Source organism: Aliivibrio kagoshimensis, from assembly GCF_050337105.1.
Lineage (GTDB): Bacteria > Pseudomonadota > Gammaproteobacteria > Enterobacterales > Vibrionaceae > Aliivibrio_A > Aliivibrio_A kagoshimensis.
On sequence record NZ_JAKJSQ010000072.1, the window covers coordinates 1 to 17,920 of the forward strand.

The window sequence follows — 17,920 nt, forward strand, 5'->3', positions numbered from 1 at the left end:
ACATATAAATGCTCTCAATCAAACTACTGCAATTGATATAACTATTACTTTAGCATTTGGAGTCTTTTTTCATGAATATTAAGAAAAAGTTAATATTAACCACTGTATCAGCGATTGTTTTCACCTCAACAATACTGACTTTTATTGCTAGCCAAGCAGCAACTGATTCAATTGAAAAGAGGCTGTATAATACTGAACTACCTTCCGTTTTACTTTCCGTTACTGAAGGGGTCGAAAAAAGCTTAACCACCCCACTAGTTGTATCAAAAGCCCTTGCAACCAACCCAGATTATCTTCCTTTGATCCAAAATGGCGAACTCGATGCTCACTCACAACAGGTCAGTCAATACTTAACCTCAGTAAAAAATGAGTACGACGCCCTTACTGCCTTTTTCATCCCAGCCCAAAGCGGTAATTATTATACTGAACGAGGACGTATCAAAACCTTATCTTCACAGAAAGCCAGTGATCAGTGGTTTTATCAGTTCTTACAAAGTGGAAAACCCTATGCGCTTTCACTGGATATCGATTCTGAAAGTAACATTGCCGTACTTTTTATTAACTACGCCATCAAAAATAATGGCAATACCATTGGTGTAGCGGGTATAGGCTTACCACTGGCCGAAATGACCGAGATGATCAAAGCCTACAAAATTGGTGAACAAGGTCAGGTATTTTTAACCGATGCAGCCGGTGTCATTCAGCTTCACCGTTCGCAAGCGTCTCGTGATAAGACACTGTCTGATTACTTCGATCAACCAATGCCAAACTTCTTAAATAAAACGACGATTCAAATTAGTTCATTATCAGGTTCTAACGGCGATCAGATTGTCGCTTCCCAATATCTCCCTTTACTCGATTGGTTTGTGGTTGCTGAACTTTCCGCCGATGAAGTCTTTCAAGATACCTCTGAATTGACACGAACACTGATTCTTGTCGGTGTCGGCATCACAATACTGTTTACTGCTATTGCGACTTGGCTCATTACTACTGTGATCAATCCATTGAATCATGTAGGAAAAATGCTTGAAGAGATCTCATCTGGTGAAGGCGATCTCACTCGCCGTCTTGATGACAGTACCAATGACGAAATTGGGGCACTATCAGGTAGCTATAACCGCTTTGTTGAGTCACTCGCTCAAATGCTCGAACAGGTTCAATCAACCAGTAGTCAGTTACTAAATGGGGTTAAATCCATAGATGTTCAAATGAACAACATCAGCCAGGATGTACTAAAACAGCAGAGCCAAACTGAAATGATGGCCACCGCAATTCAAGAGATGGGGCACACCGCTGATGAAATCGCTTCTAACGCTAATCATGCCGCACAGAGCACAACTCAAATTGATGTGGATGCTGTTGACGGCCATCAGTCGGTAGAAGAGACGATTTCACATGTTACTGAAATGGAAAGTAAGCTTGAATCTACCACCGAGGTCATTCAACAATTAGCCGAAGAAGCCGTCGCGATTAATAGCATGTTAGAAGTGATTCATGGCATATCTGAGCAAACAAACTTACTGGCTCTTAATGCTGCTATTGAAGCGGCTCGTGCTGGAGACCAAGGACGTGGATTTGCCGTTGTTGCTGATGAAGTACGTACTCTTGCGCTACGAAGTAACCAATCGACAGGCGAGATAAAAACCATTATTGAACGCCTTCAACACAAATCGGATCAAAGTGTCCAAGCGATGGAAAGTGGTGTGAAAACAGCTGAAATTTCCAAGCAACTTGCTATAACATCTGGTAAGAAGCTGACTGAGATATCCAGCTCAATACAGAATATGAATGATATGAATATTCAAATTGCCACTGCGACTGAAGAGCAAACCAGTGTGGTCGCTGAGGTGAGTAACACGGTAACGGATATTGCTTCTATTGCAGAGTCTAACGCTACCTATGCCAAACAAGCGGGCATGGACTGTGATGAGCTACGAGCTCAAGCAGCGCAGCTTGAAGAGCTCGTTTCTCGCTTTAAATTAAGTTAACACGTTCAGTACTGTCAATAAAAAATGGCTACCAAAGGTAGCCATTTTCAATGTGTTACTTTGCCACTTTAGTGGCACTCCACAAATAGAGCAGTTCCAAAGCGATGGTTGCACCAGCCAATGCAGTGATATCACTGTGATCATACGCCGGTGACACTTCAACCACATCCATTCCCACGAGATTAATACCGACTAAACCACGAAGGATTTTCAGCACTTTATCTGAATTCAAACCACCGCACACTGGTGTTCCAGTTCCGGGGGCAAAAGCGGGATCCAAACAGTCAATATCGAATGTTAAATAAACCGGCCTATCTCCTACGATGCCTTTTACCTGTTCAACAACCTGCTCGGCACTCATGTCATTCGCTTGCATCGCATTGATCACATTAAAACCGTGCCCATCTGCTTGGTACTCGGTGCGTATGCCAATCTGCACAGAGTGCTCAACACTGATTAATCCCTCTTTAGGAGCATGGTAGAACATGGTGCCGTGATCATAACGGCTACCATTGCTGTAAGTATCGGTATGTGCATCGAAATGTATCAACGCCATTTCACCATATTTTTTGGCGTACGAACGCAGCAATGGTAAGGTGATGAAGTGATCTCCCCCTAAGCCTAGTAACGTTTTTCCACTGGCTATAATGGCATCTGCCGCCGCTTCCATGCGCTGAGTAAAATCTTCCGCATCGCCACAATCAAACACCAAATCCCCTGCATCGATCACCTGAGTGCGATCAAAGAGGTTGAAGTCCCAAGGGAACTTCTTCTCCTCCCATGCCAAGTTAACTGAGGCACGACGAATAGCATCTGGACCTAAGCGCGCACCAGGACGACCTGATGTTGCCATATCCAAAGGCGCTCCTAACACAACCACATCCGCTTCAACCTCCAATGGGTTTTTCACCAAAGGTCGACGCATAAACGTCATTGCGTTTGAATAGAGTGAGTAGTCCGTTTTAGTAAAGAGATCTTTCATTAAAAATCTTCCAAATAAGTGTATCCCATTAGACCTTGCTCTAACTCCTCAAGCACGCTCTGCTGCTCCTCTTTTGCCACGCGGCAACTGACGAGATCGCGATAGTTTTGACGGATCAAGTCCACGTCAATATGTACATAACGCATCATGTCTTCTACCGTGTCACCTTCATTGATGTAATCGATGTTGGCCTTGCCCTCTTCGTCAACGTTAACCACCACACTGTGTGTGTCGCCAAACAAGTTATGCATATCACCCAATATCTCTTGGTAGGCTCCCACCAAAAAGAAACCCATCAAATAAGGTTCATCTGGATTCCAGGCTGGTACAGGTAGTGTTTTTTCAATACCTTGCCCATCTACATATTGGTGTATGGTGCCATCAGAGTCGCAGGTAATATCCAAAACCACTGCACGGCGCTCTTCTACATTTGCCAAGCCACTTAATGGCAATACCGGGAATACTTGATCAATCCCCCACGCATCAGGCAGTGACTGGAACAGTGAGAAATTGACAAAAAACTTATCCGCCAAACGCTCACTCAACTCATCCAAAATCGGACGATGAAAGCGGTTCTTGGTGCACATTCTCACACTCAATTCATAATTGATGCGTAATGATATTTGCTCTGCCCACGCACGATGTTGAAGGTTCAACATACCCGTCGCAAATTGATTGTGCGCTTCAGACACATCACTTTGCGTATCGTTATAGATTTCGATTAATGCTCGATCATCGCTGCCATTTTCAAGCTGTTGCAAATTACGCCACATGTTATGCATCAATTGTGGGGCATCTTCATTAGGCTCACCAATCGCTTCTGGGGTATAACTCTCAGTACCAATGACATTAGTCACCAAAACCGCATGATGCGCTGTTAAAGAACGTCCCGATTCAGAGATGATCACTGGCATCGGCTGTGAATATTGTTGGCAAACATCCCCTATGCTCATCACAATATTTCGAGCATATTCAGCCAACCCATAATTCATCGAGTTCGATGATTGGCTTCGAGTACCATCGTAGTCCACCGCTAAACCACCACCGACATCTAAATAGGTCAAGTTGGCGCCAATATCACGAAGCTCGCAATAGAATCGAGCCGCTTCGCTCACTCCGTTACGAACATCTCGAATGTTGGCCATTTGAGAGCCCAGGTGGAAATGCACCAACTGTAAAATATCTAGCTGTTCTTCCGCTTTCAAGCGTTCAATAACCGTTAAAACTTGTGACGCTGACAGCCCAAATTTCGACTTCTCCCCCCCACTGGCTTGCCACTTGCCAGCCCCTTGAGAAGCGAGGCGAATGCGCAAGCCTAATCGAGGTGTGACCCCTAATGCTTTCGCTTCTGATAGAACCAAATCAAGCTCTGACAGTTTTTCCAACACAATAAACACTTGATGGCCCAGTTTCTCACCGATCAATGCTAAGCGAACATACTCGCGATCTTTGTAACCGTTACAAACAATCACTGAGCTCGCTTTTTGTGCTAATGCCAATACGGCCAGTAATTCTGGTTTGCTGCCGGACTCTAAGCCTAATTGCTTCTGCTCAAGTTGAGCCTGGCTAGCTAAAATTTCATCTACAACTTCTTTTTGCTGGTTCACTTTTATTGGATAAACCAGTAAATATTTATTTTGGTATTGGCTCTCTTCTATTGCTTGGTTAAATGCATCGCAAATGCTGTGCACTCGTTGGTGCACAATTTGCGGGAAACGCACCAGCGCAGGCAACCCGATATTTCGTTGCTCTAACTGCTTCACAACCTGACTTAACGGTACTTGATGCTGGCTGTCACTTCTTGGTGATACATACACCTCGCCACTGTCGTCAATACCATAAAAACCTTGGCTCCAATGCTTCACATTATACTCTGCACGGATGCGCTCCAAATTAACCGAATTTTCCAAACCTAGACCTCACACAATAGGGTCATTGATAGAAAATGCCTCATCAAAAGTGCGAGGCATAACCCAATACTAAACGTTAATATAACGATAGCATCCACGGCATTAACCAACATTCTTAAAAATGAGTCCAACGATAAATCATGATGGTCACGATTAAAAAAGGTTATCGAATAGCGCTTTCCGCATAAAAAAACACCCGAACCGTTGTACAACAACAGTTCGGGTGTTTTAACCATATTACTTGTGCTTTAAATGCTTAAATTTACTGTGCTTTCAGCTTCAATCGCATGGCATGCAGTACTGGCTCTGTATAACCACTTGGTTGCGCACAACCCTCAAACACCAATTCACAAGCAGCAGAAAAGGCAACGCTACTCTCAAAGTTTGGTGCCATATTACGGTAACTGGTATCGGAAGCATTCTGCTTATCAACCACAGCCGCCATACGCTGCATCGTCTCCATCACCTGCTCTTTGCTGCAAATATCATGACGTAACCAGTTGGCAATATGTTGGCTTGAAATTCTCAACGTAGCGCGATCTTCCATTAAACCGACATTATTAATATCGGGTACTTTAGAACAACCTACACCTTGATCTATCCAACGAACTACATAACCTAAAATACCTTGAGTGTTGTTATCCAGTTCTCTTTGAATATCATCTTCAGTCAGAGCTTGATCTCCCAATAACGGGATGGTGAGAATGTCATCCACGTTGGCTCGAATGCGAGTGCTCAACTCTTCTTGGCGGCTTGGCACACTCACCTGATGATAATGCAGAGCGTGCAGAGTGGCGGCAGTAGGAGAAGGAACCCAAGCGGTATTAGCACCCGCTTGTGGATGGGCAATTTTTGCCCCCATCATCTTGGCCATGTTATCAGGCTCCGGCCACATTCCTTTACCGATTTGCGCTTTGCCTTGTAGACCGCAAGCAATTCCCAAGTCCACATTTTGATCTTCGTATGCTCCAATCCAAGTCATGCTTTTTAGCTGCGTTTTAGGGGCAAACGGGCCCGCTTCCATACTGGTGTGGATCTCATCCCCTGTTCGGTCTAGGAAACCAGTATTGATGAATACTACTCGCTCTTTCGCCGCACGAATACACTCTTTCAAATTGACAGAGGTACGACGCTCTTCGTCCATAATACCCACTTTAATAGTGTTACGATCCAGCCCTAGCGCATCTTCAATACGGCCAAATAGTTCACTAGTAAAGGCCACTTCTTCAGGACCGTGCATTTTAGGTTTTACGATGTTGATACTATTAGCGGTTGAATTTTGGAAACGGCTGTTACCCTTTAAATCATGCATCGCGATCAGTGAGCTGATCATGCCATCCATCATACCTTCAGGCACTTCGTTTCCGTCGTTGTCCAAGATAGCAGGGTTAGTCATTAAGTGCCCCACGTTACGAATAAAGAGCATACTTCGGCCTTTTAACGTAACTTCACTGCCATCTTCACTGATATATACGCGATCGTCATTCAAACGACGAACTATTGTATTACCCTTTTTCTGTAGGGACTCCTGCAAATCCCCTTTCATTAGGCCCAGCCAGTTTTTATACGCCAGCGCTTTATCTTCGCCGTCAACCGCTGCTACCGAGTCTTCACAATCCATAATAGTAGTGAGCGCTGACTCCAGAAGTAAATCATTGACACCAGCTCGGTCTAACTTGCCCACAGCACTGTTTGAATCGATTTGAATCTCTAGGTGCAAGTTATTGTGTTTAAGTAATATTGCGGTAGGTGCAGCAGCGTCTCCTTGATAACCAATCAGCTGTTCGTTATCGCTTAGCATCACCTGTTCACCACTCTCCAACTGAGCTTTTAAACCGTTATCAATGCTGTAGTGAGTTACTGAGGTATGAGACGCACCGTTTAATGGCACACTGCTATCAAGAAATTGGCGGCCATAAGCGATGACTTTCTCACCACGGATTGGATTAAAACCTCCCCCCTTCTCTGCGCCATGCTCTTCGCTGATCACGTCAGTACCATACAAGGCATCATATAAACTGCCCCAACGCGCATTGGCCGCATTCAACGCAAAACGAGCGTTCATAATGGGTACCACTAATTGTGGCCCAGCTTGGGTAGCGATCTCGGGTTCAACACTGGAAGTTGCGACTTGAAAGTCCTCCCCCTCTTCAACCAAATAACCAATTTCTTGCAAGAAGGCTTTATATTCAACAGGGTTTAGGGGTTGGCCTACGCGCGCTGTATGCCATGCATCAATCTGCTTTTGCAATACATCACGTTTCTCTAATAAGGCTCTATTTTTAGGCGCTAACTCGTTAAGAATGCGCTCAAAAGACGACCAAAAGTCATCCGCATTAATGCCCGTGCCTGGAATGATTTGATCGTTAACTAGTGCGAAGAGGGTGCTATCGATGTGCAAGCTACCCTGTTGAATACGTAAGCTCATAGGTTCTCTCTAAAATGCGACTAATGACAATGTCTATTGATTCTATAGAGTTAACAAAAATTAAGCGAATTTATCATTTTTATAACCACTATCTAACCAATCAATATTGCCCACTCTGTGAATCTCAGAGCAGTGCCTCCTCAACCTCTATTCACAAAATATATATCGAACATAAAAACTATAAATTATAAAAATAGTGGGTTCGGCGTTTAGACTGGATTCACGATTTAGATTTAGCAAACGGCCGACTTTGAGCCAACTTTTAACCTGTAAATTAAGGAAGAGCAATGTCAAATATCTCACAAGACATCGAAACGATTGGAGTTGCAAAGCGTAATGCAGGTGCTCCTTGGGATGCAATTAACCCTGAGTCAGCGGCTCGAATGAGAGCACAAAACAGATTCAAGACTGGTCTCGATATCGCTCAATACACTGCAGATATCATGCGTGCTGATATGGCTGCTTATGACGCAGACAGTTCTCAGTACACTCAGTCTTTAGGCTGCTGGCATGGATTTATCGGTCAACAAAAAATGATCTCCGTAAAAAAGCACTTCAACGGCCAGACTGATCGACGTTACCTCTACCTTTCAGGTTGGATGGTTGCTGCTCTACGTTCTGACTTTGGTCCACTGCCTGACCAATCGATGCACGAAAAGACCAGTGTCGCTGGCCTCGTTGAAGAGCTCTATACTTTTTTGCGTCAAGCGGATGCTCGTGAATTAGGCGGACTATTTCGTGCTTTAGATGACGCGCGTGAAACCAATGACTATAACGCACAGATCGCGATTCAAGATCAAATTGATAACCACGTTACCCACGTAGTGCCCATTGTTGCCGATATTGATGCCGGTTTTGGTAACGCAGAAGCCACCTATTTAATGGCTAAGCAGATGATTGAAGCGGGTGCTTGTTGTTTACAGATTGAAAACCAAGTTGCCGACGAAAAACAGTGTGGGCACCAAGACGGTAAAGTCACCGTTCCGCACGCTGACTTTCATGCCAAACTCCGCGCGTTGCGTTACGCCTTTTTAGAACTTGGTATTGATAACGGTGTCATTGTGGCTCGTACTGACTCCCAAGGTGCAGGCCTGACCAAAGAGATTGCCGTGGTAAAAGAACCCGGCGATCAAGGTGACGTGTACAACTCCTTCCTTGATGTTGAAAAGATCGACGTTACCGCAATGGCCGAAGGGGATGTCTGCTTCAATCGCGACGGTAAGTTAGTTCGCCCTAAACGTCTGCCGTCTGGTCTGTATCAATTCCGTCAAGGTACTGGTGAGGCTCGTTGTGTCTTTGATTGTATCGAAGCGATCAATGCAGGGGCGGATCTGCTGTGGATTGAGACCGAAAAGCCGCACATAGGTCAGATTAAAGCCATGATGGACGAGGTACGTGCAGTGCACCCTACTGCAAAACTGGTTTATAACAACTCACCATCCTTTAATTGGACTCTTAACTTCCGCCAGCAGATGTTTGATTCTATGGAAGAAGCGGGCGAAGACGTTTCATCGTATGACCGAGCAAACTTGATGAGTGAAGAGTACGACCAATCTGAGCTCTCTAAACGTGCCGACGACAAGATCCGTACTTTCCAAGCAGACTCTGCACGTGAAGCAGGGATCTTCCATCACTTGATCACTCTGCCAACGTACCATACCGCAGCCCTATCGACTGATAACTTAGCCAAAGAGTACTTTGGTGACGCTGGTATGCTGGGTTATGTCGCAGGAGTTCAACGTAAAGAGATCCGTCAAGGCATCGCCTGTGTTAAGCACCAAAATATGTCGGGTTCAGACATGGGTGATGATCACAAAGAGTACTTTGCTGGTGAAAATGCATTAAAGGCTGGCGGGGCATTAAATACCTCAAACCAATTCAGCTAACCTAAATGGGTTATTGATAAGAGGCGGTCAACGCGCCGCCTCACTCTTCTTATTAATGATTATTATCTTCTGAGGAAAATATGAATCGAACTCCCCAACACCTTCAAGATGCTAAAGACCTTCTTTCAACTGACGGTTTTGCCACTAATGGTCTCTGGTATCACGGTACCTCTTCTGCCCTACTACCCTCGATTCAAGAGCAAGGATTAAACCGTTCCGGAGATATAGCCATCAATCAAGCCGCCAAAAACACCATGACCACCATTGGTAACCACTATACTGAATTGGTCGAGCCTGTATTTCTGACTCAAAGCAAAGAGCTCGCTTACTATTGGGCAAGCCAAACTGTTCACAAGCGCCATGTTCGTTTTGAAGGTGAGGAAGAGCCGATTGTTATCGCTATCAATTTGCCACAACCGCAACGAGAAAAAATAAAACCAGATGTTGGAGCGGTGAGTTTGTTACAGATGGAGAGTGGCGAGAGATTTATGGCGAATTTAGCAACAATCTACCAAAACAGTGGCCTAGAAGCGCCAGATATTGACCTAAGAAATACTGATCGAATGGATTTCTTACGTCTGCTTGGCATGGCTTATATTAACCAAGACATCCATATTGACTGTGTTCAATTAGTGATAGCGTAAAATGAATCAGTGTAAACGAAACGAAGCCCTTGCAATCAAGGGCTCCTTTATTGCGGGGCACTATGATGCGATTACAACTTAAACTCAGAGATTACTGGATCCGGTAAGTAGCTCTCAGCATCTCCCGCCGTCACAAAGTGACCGTCACGAAAAGTTAACCCTCCCATTTCATGAGAGTCACTTAACCCATACGCTTGAATAATTTTTTCTGTTTTCAGGTCAAATTTAAAGACCGTTGAATACGCTTCACTCAACATATATAGATAGCCGTTATGATACGTTAAGCCTGCAATAGTGAAATCACTCTCTAGACTATACGCACCAGCAGGATTATCAAACTTTAGCTCAATGGTTCTCTCAAGTTGACCTTGCATATCCATGATATAAAGGTTCTTTTTCCCCTCTTTTTCTGCCGTGTACAGTTTATCAGCTTCAACATCTGTTGCTAGTGAAGCCACTTTGGTCACTTGACCAATGAGTCCCTTTTTACTGTCTAATAACGACCACTTTTCCCCATCGTTTTTCAAACGATAGATCGTGCCTTTCTCGGAAATTGCGATAGCCATATTGTTGCCAACATACGCCAACCCTTCCAAGTCAGAGTCACTCGGTATATCCAGTGTCTGCTTCACTGTTACTAAATCGTCCGCAAGCACCATTAAGGTAGAAATTGGTTCAGCAAAAAGGGTATGAGGATGATCACTCGTCATCAGAAATTCACGAGTGTCTTGGTTATAGGCCATAGAACTAGCAAGATAATCTTTAACCATTAAATAAGTAGATGACGACGCTAACTGGATGGAAGAGTGAGGTGAATCAGTAGAGATGTCATTCACTTCTTTACCAGTTAATAGCGAGTATGCACCAACAGTCAATAGGGCTAACAGGCCGACTGCAACTGATTTTTTTACTGTATTCATATTCACTTCCTCAAATAACAACTTTTATTCTATGTCGTTATTATCTCTTTTTTTTGTCAATTTTATGTCGAATAACACGTAATTAAGCAAATTACTTTCTATTATTACTCACCTTGAAATATTTTCTGACGGAGTCCTGTCTCTATATTTACACTAAACAACATTAGTGCCGCCATTACGATCTACATCCTGAGGTATTTATGAAGACATTAACCAAGATATTACTTTCAATCACGGTCACCCTGCCGCTGATATCCCTATTTATAAGCCAAACAGGTACTGCTGATACTATAAGTAAAGTGTCAGCAAACGGCAGCTACGAAGAGATAACATTAGCGGGCGGCTGCTTTTGGTGTACTGAATCTGATCTTGAAAAGCTAGATGGTGTGGTTGAGGTTATATCAGGTTATTCGGGTGGCAAATTAGATAATCCGACCTACAAACAGGTTTCATCGGGAAAATCAGGTCACATTGAAGTGATCAAAGTCACTTACGATCCTGCAGTGGTAGAATACGAGCAACTACTCGATTACTTCTTTCGCCACATTGACCCAACTGATGCCAAAGGATCGTTTGTCGACCGTGGTCCACAATATCGCCCAGCTATTTTCTATACCAATCAAGCGCAGATCGTTACCACTCAGCAGTTCATCAGTGAAATCGATCAAGCCATGATTTACCCTGAACCTCTCGCTACGGAGTTAATCAAGTTTGAAAAGTTTTGGCCCGCAGAAGAGTACCATCAAGACTATTACAAAAAGAGCCCCGTTCGTTACAACTACTACCGCTTTTCATCCGGTCGTGATCAATATTTAGACGGTGTGTTTGGCGATGATAGAAAAGAGAATCCTCAGACCATAAGAGCGATCATCGACAGCAAAAAGATGGCGAGTAGTGCCTCAAAATATGTAAAACCAACCGATGAAGAAATCAGAGCAAAGCTCACTGAACTGCAGTATGAAGTGACTCAAGAAGATGGCACTGAACGTCCATTCAAAAATCAGTATTGGGATAATAAAGCGGAAGGCATCTATGTCGATATCGTCACGGGTGAGCCGCTATTTTCATCTACTGATAAATACAAATCTGGCACGGGTTGGCCAAGCTTCACCCAACCAATCAGTGACGAATATGTCATAACAGAAACTGATTACAAACTGTTTTACCCAAGAACCGAAGTGCGCAGCCGATATGGTGATTCTCACTTAGGTCATGTGTTTAAAGATGGACCAAAACCTACAGGTCTTCGTTACTGCATGAACTCTGCGGCGATGCGTTTTATCGCAAAAGAAAAGTTGAATGAAGAGGGATACAGCGAATACCTAAAACTGTTTGATATATAGATGTTATCCGAACGCTTTAACAAAGCTCATGGTATACTGAACCCAATATTTTGACATGGTATCAGTAGCAATGAGAAACACTCTAGTTGAAGTTTGCGTCGATAATATCGAATCTCTACACACCGCCATCGAAGCAGGTGCAAAGCGCATCGAATTGTGCAGTGCTTTATCTGTAGGTGGCATCACACCAAACTGGGCATTTGCCAATTATGCTGTCAAAAATAGCCCAGTCCCAATCTACTCAATGATTCGATCTCGAGCGGGGGATTTTCTATTTTCATCTAATGAAATAGACAGCATGAGTGATGAAATTCAAATGATGCGTGACCTAGGCATTAACGGTGTTGTGATTGGAGCACTCAATGCGGATGCTTCGATTAATGTGCAAGCCTGTCAAAAATGGGTAAAGAGTGCGGGTGAACTCGGTATCACTTTTCATCGTGCTTTTGATGTTGTTCACGATTGGCAATATTCACTAGAGCAGGTCATTGATCTCGGGTGTGAGCGCATTCTAACCTCTGGACAACAAGCCACCGCCGCTCAAGGGATTGATCAACTGACCCAATTTGTTCAGCGTGCCAATAATCGTCTCTCCATCATGCCTGGTTGTGGAGTTAATCACTCTAATGCACTTCAACTTATTGAATTAACGGGTGCTCATGAAATTCACTTATCTGGTAAAACTCAACGAGCTTCAGCAATGATAGACCTTGGGACATCGGTGAGCATGGGGGTGCAAGCCAGTGATGACCAACTTATAGATGTCACTGACTTTGAGAAAGTAAATCAGGTGGTTAGGTTACTTAATGAATAGAAAGAATACCCCTCCTACCCTTTCAGACGTTGCAGCGTTAGCTGAAGTCTCAAAAGCAGTCGCTTCCAGAGCGCTATCAGGTAAAAATCGTCCAATTTCAGCCGACAAAAAAGCAAGAGTATTGCAAGCAGCTGAATCTTTAGGGTATGTGGCAAATCCTTTTGCTCAGAGCCTTGCGAACAATGAAACTGGCCTCATTGCTATTGTGGTTAATCACCTTTCAGATGTCAGCGACTTAACCTTGTTTGACTCCTTAATTCAAGGAATCCAATCCATTGGAAAACAAGCACTGTTTGTCCGTCTAAAATCAGCTAATGATATTGACGAGCTGCAAAAAAACGCATTTGTTCAACGTGTAGATGCGGCGTTAATTCTCTCTGATCTTATTGAGCCTGAGCTTGCAGGTTCTCTGTTTTATACTAACAATATCATCATGCTCAATGGCAAAAGCCAAGAGATGGGTTACTCGGTAAAAGTCAACGAAGAGCCAGGTATTAAAGACGCTATAGATTATGCTAATAGTAAAGGAATAAAGCGCGCGATATTAATTGGAGGGCGACAATCCTCAGCGAATGAGATCCAACGAGTCTCTCATTACTTAGCCCACTTAACTCGACATGATATAACGGTAGAAGCATCGGCTTTTTGCGATTACTCCTATAATGAAGCCTTGGCCTATTTAACCTCATCGTCTATCAAGGACAGTGAGGAGTTAGCCATTTTTTGTACCTCTGACTCCATGGCAATGGCTGCAGTGGATTACTTCAAGGCCAACGCCATCAATCACTATTCACACCGTATTTTTGGGTTTGATAATACAGAGTTTTCTCGCCGTGGTGATTACCAGTTCTCGACGATTGGTTTTAACAAACTGGACTTTGTGCAATCGATTATCTCAGTCGTAAAACAAGCCCAATACACTCAAGTTAATGAGAAAAAAAGTGATAAAAGCACCAACGAAAAATGGCTCCCCTCAACGGAAAGCCATCTTATTATTGAAACTCAGTTCTACTTAAATCATAACCGACTGTAATTGAGTTATTACCAAATAGGTTTCAATGAAGGTGGGTTTGCATCCGCTCCCCACCACTTCTTGTATGACTCTTCATAATCACCTGAACTGATGTACTCAGATACAAACATATCCATCCAGCGTAAAAATTCAGCGTCACCTTTCTTTATACCGACACCAATTGGATCATTAGAGTGCAAGCCAGAAAGTGTCTCTAGACGATCCGTTTGCGTTGCTAAGTAGTCTACGAGTGAACTGTCTTCAATACCAGCATCTACACGCCCTTGACGCAGCAGTAAGATACCATCAGGTGCAAAGTTATCAGTATAAACAAGCTCAGCGCCCGGAACTTCACGTTTAAGGAATGTTTCGCCTGTTGAACCTCGGCCTACAACGACTTTCTTACCATCCAAATCAGCTAATGATTCAATCTCTGCATTTTTTTGATGAATAATTCGCAGACCTGCTCTTGCATATGGAATAGAAAAATTCACTGACTTAGCGCGTTCAAGTGTCGCTGACATATTACCAATAACAGCATCCAACTGATCAGAGAACAGCATAGAGACACGCGCATCACCGTGCACATCTGTAAATCGAGCTTCTACGCCAAGTTTTTCCGCAAGGCGATTCGCTAAATCAACATCATAACCGGTTGGTTGGTTTTTGATGTCTCGAAAACCAATAGGTTCCCCTCCAAGAGAGACACCAATTCGTATATAACCTTGCTCACGAATATCTTCCAGTTTACCTGCAAATGTAGAGGAAGAGCTCAACGCAATAAACCCTGTGAGGAGTGTGGCAATAACCGTTCTGAATTTCATAATTTAATCCCTTATTAGTATTTTTCCGCAATGCACTCTTGCGGCTTATCCATACCAGATTTATAAACCCAGTACTTTATATCGCCCTCGCAGCCAACATTGACTACACGGTGATTATCTTTGTTATCAATGGCATGGATTACCACACCGCCTAAAAATCCGCCTTTAAGTAAAACAAGCTCTTCAATGGCCATATCAACAGCGGCTTGAAGCGAATACCCTAATCGCATTGCCATCACAATCGAATATGACGTATTAGCACGTATGGTCATCTCGCCAGTATGGGTACATGCCACAGCGCCATAGCGGCTGTCTGCGTAAAAGCCCGCACCAACAATAGGAGAGTCGCCAAGTCTGCCAGGGTATTTCCAAGCCCAACCTGATGTACTCGTTGCTGAATAGACACTGTCATTAAGGTCTTTAGTTAAAAATACTGTGGTATCACGAACCTTTTCAGGATCGGTAATCATGGTATTAAGAGGAGCAAGGTCGCACTTTGATAAGTCTGGAGTCTCTTGCCCTGTGATCTCCTGAAGCTTTTTCCACCAGACCTGCTTTGAGTCTTCAAGCAATGGATTAGAGCAACGAAATCCCATCTCATATGCGAATCGTGTCGCCCCTTCCCCTACCAAAATCTCGTGATTCAACTCTTCCATCACTTTTCTAGCAACACGGGTTACGTGATAGTGATCTTTTACAGCACCAACAGCGCCAGTGAGTAGTGAGTCACCGTCCATCACCGCGCCATCAAACTCCATGTCACCGAGTAAATTTGGCCAACCGCCATATCCGACACTACGGATGCGAGGCTCAGCTTCTACCTTTTCAATGCCATGAATAATGGCGTCCAAACCGTTATCACCATTTTCCAACATCGCTGCTGTATCATCGATGCCTGGCCACGCTTCTGAATTTGAGAGAACAATCATTATTTACTATCCATTTTTTCTAAAAATCTTGCGATACGCGCATCTTTTTTGCCGCCTTCATCCGAGAAGAACTCATCTTTTGCAAGATCAACTCGAACTTTGCCTTCATCTAAAAATACAATTCGGTTTGAGATCTTTTTAGCAAAAGCAATTTCGTGGGTGACAAGAATAAGTGTTGTTCCAGTGCGAGCCAATTCAGACAACACATCCAGAACTTCTGACGTCATTTCTGGGTCAAGTGCGCTGGTTACTTCATCAAGCAGCAAGTAATCAGGGTTCATAGCTAACGCTCGACATATACCAATACGCTGCTTTTGTCCTCCTGATAGCTGTGCTGGATAGGCATCCTTTTTATCCGATAAATCAACGATATCAAGTAACTCCATCGCCTTACTATTTGCTTCTTCTTTCGATTTACCCAACACTTCAATCGGTGCTAAGGTAATATTGTCGATAATAGAAAGGTGTGGATACAGATTAAAATGCTGAAAAACAGTCGATACGTTTTTCCGAATGCTGGTTAACTCTTTCTTATCACTGACGTTTAGGTTGTCCACGGTGATCGTACCGGCTTGGATCCTCTCTAAGCCATTAATACAACGAACCAGTGTTGATTTTCCTGAACCACTTGCCCCAAGAATAGAGATAACATCACCCTTATTTATGGTCAGAGAGACACCTTTAAGAATGTGAAGGTCTCCAAAGCGCTTTTCTACATTTTCAATTTTAATCATGATAAACCTTTAGATGTTTTCCCAATGTTGATGCTGCTTTAGCTTGTTCTCAACGCGTTTACCTGCTTTGGCAAGTAGGAAAGATAATAAGAAGTACGTCATGCCGATAATGGGCCACACAACAAACGGCTGCCAAGTACGCTGATTCAATATTTGTCCGACTTTAGTGATATCCATAACGCCAATGACAGAGATCAATGAGGTGACCTGCAGTTGGTTCACTGCTAATCCAATCAATGGCGCAATGGCGACTAATAGCGCTTGGGGAGTAATGATTTTGGTTAGGATCTTCATTTCAGATAGACCGAAACTCTTTGCTGATTCCACCTGACCTTTATCTATTGATGCGATTGCCGACACTACAATAACAGAGACAAATGCAGCAGTATTACCAGTGAGCGTAATCATCGCAGCTTCTGTTGCTGTCAGATTGACCCCTAGAAAAATTGGCAAGCCAAAATAGATCAAAAAAAGTTGAACCAACACTGGCGAGTTTTTTAAAAATTCACCAGTGAATGTGGATACTGAGCTGATTACGGGAAAACGGTAATGACGAGTGAGTGCCAATACGATCCCAAAAGCACCACCTAAAAGGCTAGATACCATAAATACATACAGTGATATCGATATACCATTTAATAAAACAATAAGGTCGTATGGGACAAATTCATGACTTGACATTATTATTCTCCCACCAAAAATTGTTGATTAAGTTTTCTATGAATTAACGAAATAATGAGCGACAAAGAGTAAGTAAGAACGCAATAAAACAGTAATAAAAAGAAGTAGACTTCAAACGGTCTAAATGTTTCGGCAGCAATAATTTTCGCAGTACCTGTCAACTCATTTAACGTGACAGTAGATAAAATTGATGTGGTCAAAATTAGGTTAATAAAAACAGAACCAATCGGTCTAATTGATGTTCTTAATGCAATAGGAAGAATAATTTTGCTGTATATTTTTTTCCGTTCAATGCCAAAAGATTGAGCCGCTTCAATAATACCCACATCAACCTGTTGAACACTTGCTCTTAGAATATCAGCGCAATAGGCTCCAACGGCAATTGATAATGCAAGCACCCCTGTGGTGTAAGGGTCAATAAATATACCGAGCTCTGGTAAGCCGTAAAAAATAAAAAATACTTGCACAATAAAGGGGATATTTCGAAAGCATTCAATGTAGCCATAACCTAGCTTATTAAGCACTTTGCTCTGACTAACACAAGCAACCATGATACATAAGCCAACGACAAAGCTGCCAATGATTGACATCACACTCACTGCCGCTGTTATAGCAAAGCCATCAATGAAAGAATCTAGATATTTAATAACAATACTTATATCAAACATACAGTGTTTAGCCTCTGACTGAAATCGGTTTCACTATAGGTGTTTAAATTGTCACTAACAATAATAAATTACCCCATGTGTCGATTGAGTCACACTATTATTTTTATAAAAAAAGGCGACAACTTTCGTCATCGCCTTTTGGGGGGGAAGATATAAC

The 17,920-nt window shown here is 43.1% G+C and carries 15 protein-coding genes; 6 read left to right on the plus strand and 9 right to left on the minus strand.

All coding sequences use genetic code 11. The features are described from left to right. Positions 1-71 precede the first annotated feature (71 nt). The gene (locus L4C32_RS17490) at positions 72-1,988 is read left to right on the plus strand and encodes a methyl-accepting chemotaxis protein (RefSeq protein ID WP_428198182.1); all 1,917 of its coding nucleotides are present in this window, start codon (positions 72-74) and stop codon (positions 1,986-1,988) included. A 55-nt stretch (positions 1,989-2,043) separates the two neighbouring features. On the opposite strand, the gene speB is transcribed toward L4C32_RS17490, so the two are convergent. The 3 genes from speB to L4C32_RS17505 form a co-directional block, all read right to left on the minus strand. Continuing rightward, positions 2,044-2,970, minus strand: coding sequence for an agmatinase (speB, locus tag L4C32_RS17495; protein ID WP_428198183.1), 927 nt, complete (start codon positions 2,968-2,970; stop codon positions 2,044-2,046). After that, positions 2,970-4,862: an arginine decarboxylase gene (gene speA / locus L4C32_RS17500; protein ID WP_428198196.1), complete on the minus strand. Its 1,893-nt coding sequence runs from the start codon at positions 4,860-4,862 to the stop codon at positions 2,970-2,972. The genes speB and speA overlap by 1 nt, the downstream gene beginning before the upstream one ends. Positions 4,863-5,142: 280 nt before the next feature. Next, positions 5,143-7,308 (minus strand): malate synthase G, encoded by a 2,166-nt coding sequence (locus tag L4C32_RS17505; RefSeq protein ID WP_428198184.1) that lies wholly within the window; start codon positions 7,306-7,308, stop codon positions 5,143-5,145. Positions 7,309-7,595: 287 nt separating this feature from the next. Between L4C32_RS17505 and L4C32_RS17510 the strand changes: the two genes are divergently transcribed. Together L4C32_RS17510 and L4C32_RS17515 are read left to right on the plus strand one after the other, a co-directional pair. After that, entirely contained in the window at positions 7,596-9,194 is a 1,599-nt protein-coding gene (locus L4C32_RS17510) for an isocitrate lyase (protein WP_428198185.1), read from the plus strand. Positions 9,195-9,274: 80 nt separating this feature from the next. Then, positions 9,275-9,838, plus strand: a complete 564-nt coding sequence (locus L4C32_RS17515; protein ID WP_428198186.1) for a hypothetical protein — start codon at positions 9,275-9,277, stop codon at positions 9,836-9,838. Positions 9,839-9,909: 71 nt separating this feature from the next. Here the strand turns inward: L4C32_RS17515 and L4C32_RS17520 are convergent, their stop codons facing one another. Then, a complete protein-coding gene (locus L4C32_RS17520; RefSeq protein ID WP_428198187.1) occupies positions 9,910-10,758 on the minus strand; it encodes a hypothetical protein in 849 nt (282 codons plus the stop codon). Between the two features lie 200 nt (positions 10,759-10,958). On the opposite strand from L4C32_RS17520, the gene msrB reads away from it, so the two are divergent. The 3 genes from msrB (at position 10,959) to L4C32_RS17535 (ending at position 13,948) form a co-directional block, all read left to right on the plus strand. Beyond that, positions 10,959-12,101, plus strand: coding sequence for a peptide-methionine (R)-S-oxide reductase MsrB (gene msrB / locus L4C32_RS17525; RefSeq protein WP_428198188.1), 1,143 nt, complete (start codon positions 10,959-10,961; stop codon positions 12,099-12,101). A gap of 70 nt (positions 12,102-12,171) precedes the next feature. Further along, positions 12,172-12,915 (plus strand): copper homeostasis protein CutC, encoded by a 744-nt coding sequence (locus L4C32_RS17530; RefSeq protein ID WP_428198189.1) that lies wholly within the window; start codon positions 12,172-12,174, stop codon positions 12,913-12,915. Continuing rightward, the gene (locus L4C32_RS17535) at positions 12,908-13,948 is read left to right on the plus strand and encodes a LacI family DNA-binding transcriptional regulator (RefSeq protein ID WP_428198190.1); all 1,041 of its coding nucleotides are present in this window, start codon (positions 12,908-12,910) and stop codon (positions 13,946-13,948) included. The genes L4C32_RS17530 and L4C32_RS17535 overlap by 8 nt, the downstream gene beginning before the upstream one ends. Before the next feature lie 8 nt (positions 13,949-13,956). Here L4C32_RS17535 and L4C32_RS17540 read toward each other — a convergent pair whose 3' ends face one another. Genes L4C32_RS17540 through L4C32_RS17560 form a run of 5 tightly spaced genes read right to left on the minus strand, consistent with a single transcriptional unit; the run spans position 13,957 to position 17,763 of the window. After that, entirely contained in the window at positions 13,957-14,751 is a 795-nt protein-coding gene (locus L4C32_RS17540) for a transporter substrate-binding domain-containing protein (RefSeq protein WP_428198191.1), read from the minus strand. A gap of 14 nt (positions 14,752-14,765) precedes the next feature. Further along, complete coding sequence (locus L4C32_RS17545) at positions 14,766-15,680, minus strand: glycosylasparaginase (RefSeq protein ID WP_428198192.1); 915 nt, start codon at positions 15,678-15,680, stop codon at positions 14,766-14,768. Continuing rightward, on the minus strand, positions 15,680-16,414 hold the full coding sequence (locus L4C32_RS17550; RefSeq protein ID WP_428198193.1) for an amino acid ABC transporter ATP-binding protein: 735 nt from the start codon (positions 16,412-16,414) through the stop codon (positions 15,680-15,682). Before L4C32_RS17550 ends, L4C32_RS17545 begins: the two co-directional genes overlap by 1 nt. Before the next feature lie 9 nt (positions 16,415-16,423). Continuing rightward, on the minus strand, positions 16,424-17,095 hold the full coding sequence (locus L4C32_RS17555) for an amino acid ABC transporter permease (RefSeq protein WP_428198194.1): 672 nt from the start codon (positions 17,093-17,095) through the stop codon (positions 16,424-16,426). A gap of 2 nt (positions 17,096-17,097) precedes the next feature. Further along, positions 17,098-17,763, minus strand: coding sequence for an amino acid ABC transporter permease (locus tag L4C32_RS17560; RefSeq protein WP_428198195.1), 666 nt, complete (start codon positions 17,761-17,763; stop codon positions 17,098-17,100). Positions 17,764-17,920 lie beyond the last annotated feature (157 nt).

What these genes read in the sequence shown, in the direction of transcription:
- L4C32_RS17490 (WP_428198182.1), top strand. Translation starts at nt 72, where the DNA reads ATGAATATTAAGAAAAAGTTAATATTAACCACTGTATCAGCGATTGTT.
- speB (WP_428198183.1), bottom strand. Translation starts at nt 2,970, where the DNA reads ATGAAAGATCTCTTTACTAAAACGGACTACTCACTCTATTCAAACGCA.
- L4C32_RS17505 (WP_428198184.1), bottom strand. Translation starts at nt 7,308, where the DNA reads ATGAGCTTACGTATTCAACAGGGTAGCTTGCACATCGATAGCACCCTC.
- L4C32_RS17510 (WP_428198185.1), top strand. Translation starts at nt 7,596, where the DNA reads ATGTCAAATATCTCACAAGACATCGAAACGATTGGAGTTGCAAAGCGT.
- L4C32_RS17515 (WP_428198186.1), top strand. Translation starts at nt 9,275, where the DNA reads ATGAATCGAACTCCCCAACACCTTCAAGATGCTAAAGACCTTCTTTCA.
- L4C32_RS17520 (WP_428198187.1), bottom strand. Translation starts at nt 10,758, where the DNA reads ATGAATACAGTAAAAAAATCAGTTGCAGTCGGCCTGTTAGCCCTATTG.
- msrB (WP_428198188.1), top strand. Translation starts at nt 10,959, where the DNA reads ATGAAGACATTAACCAAGATATTACTTTCAATCACGGTCACCCTGCCG.
- L4C32_RS17530 (WP_428198189.1), top strand. Translation starts at nt 12,172, where the DNA reads ATGAGAAACACTCTAGTTGAAGTTTGCGTCGATAATATCGAATCTCTA.
- L4C32_RS17535 (WP_428198190.1), top strand. Translation starts at nt 12,908, where the DNA reads ATGAATAGAAAGAATACCCCTCCTACCCTTTCAGACGTTGCAGCGTTA.
- L4C32_RS17540 (WP_428198191.1), bottom strand. Translation starts at nt 14,751, where the DNA reads ATGAAATTCAGAACGGTTATTGCCACACTCCTCACAGGGTTTATTGCG.
- L4C32_RS17545 (WP_428198192.1), bottom strand. Translation starts at nt 15,680, where the DNA reads ATGATTGTTCTCTCAAATTCAGAAGCGTGGCCAGGCATCGATGATACA.
- L4C32_RS17550 (WP_428198193.1), bottom strand. Translation starts at nt 16,414, where the DNA reads ATGATTAAAATTGAAAATGTAGAAAAGCGCTTTGGAGACCTTCACATT.
- L4C32_RS17555 (WP_428198194.1), bottom strand. Translation starts at nt 17,095, where the DNA reads ATGTCAAGTCATGAATTTGTCCCATACGACCTTATTGTTTTATTAAAT.
- L4C32_RS17560 (WP_428198195.1), bottom strand. Translation starts at nt 17,763, where the DNA reads ATGTTTGATATAAGTATTGTTATTAAATATCTAGATTCTTTCATTGAT.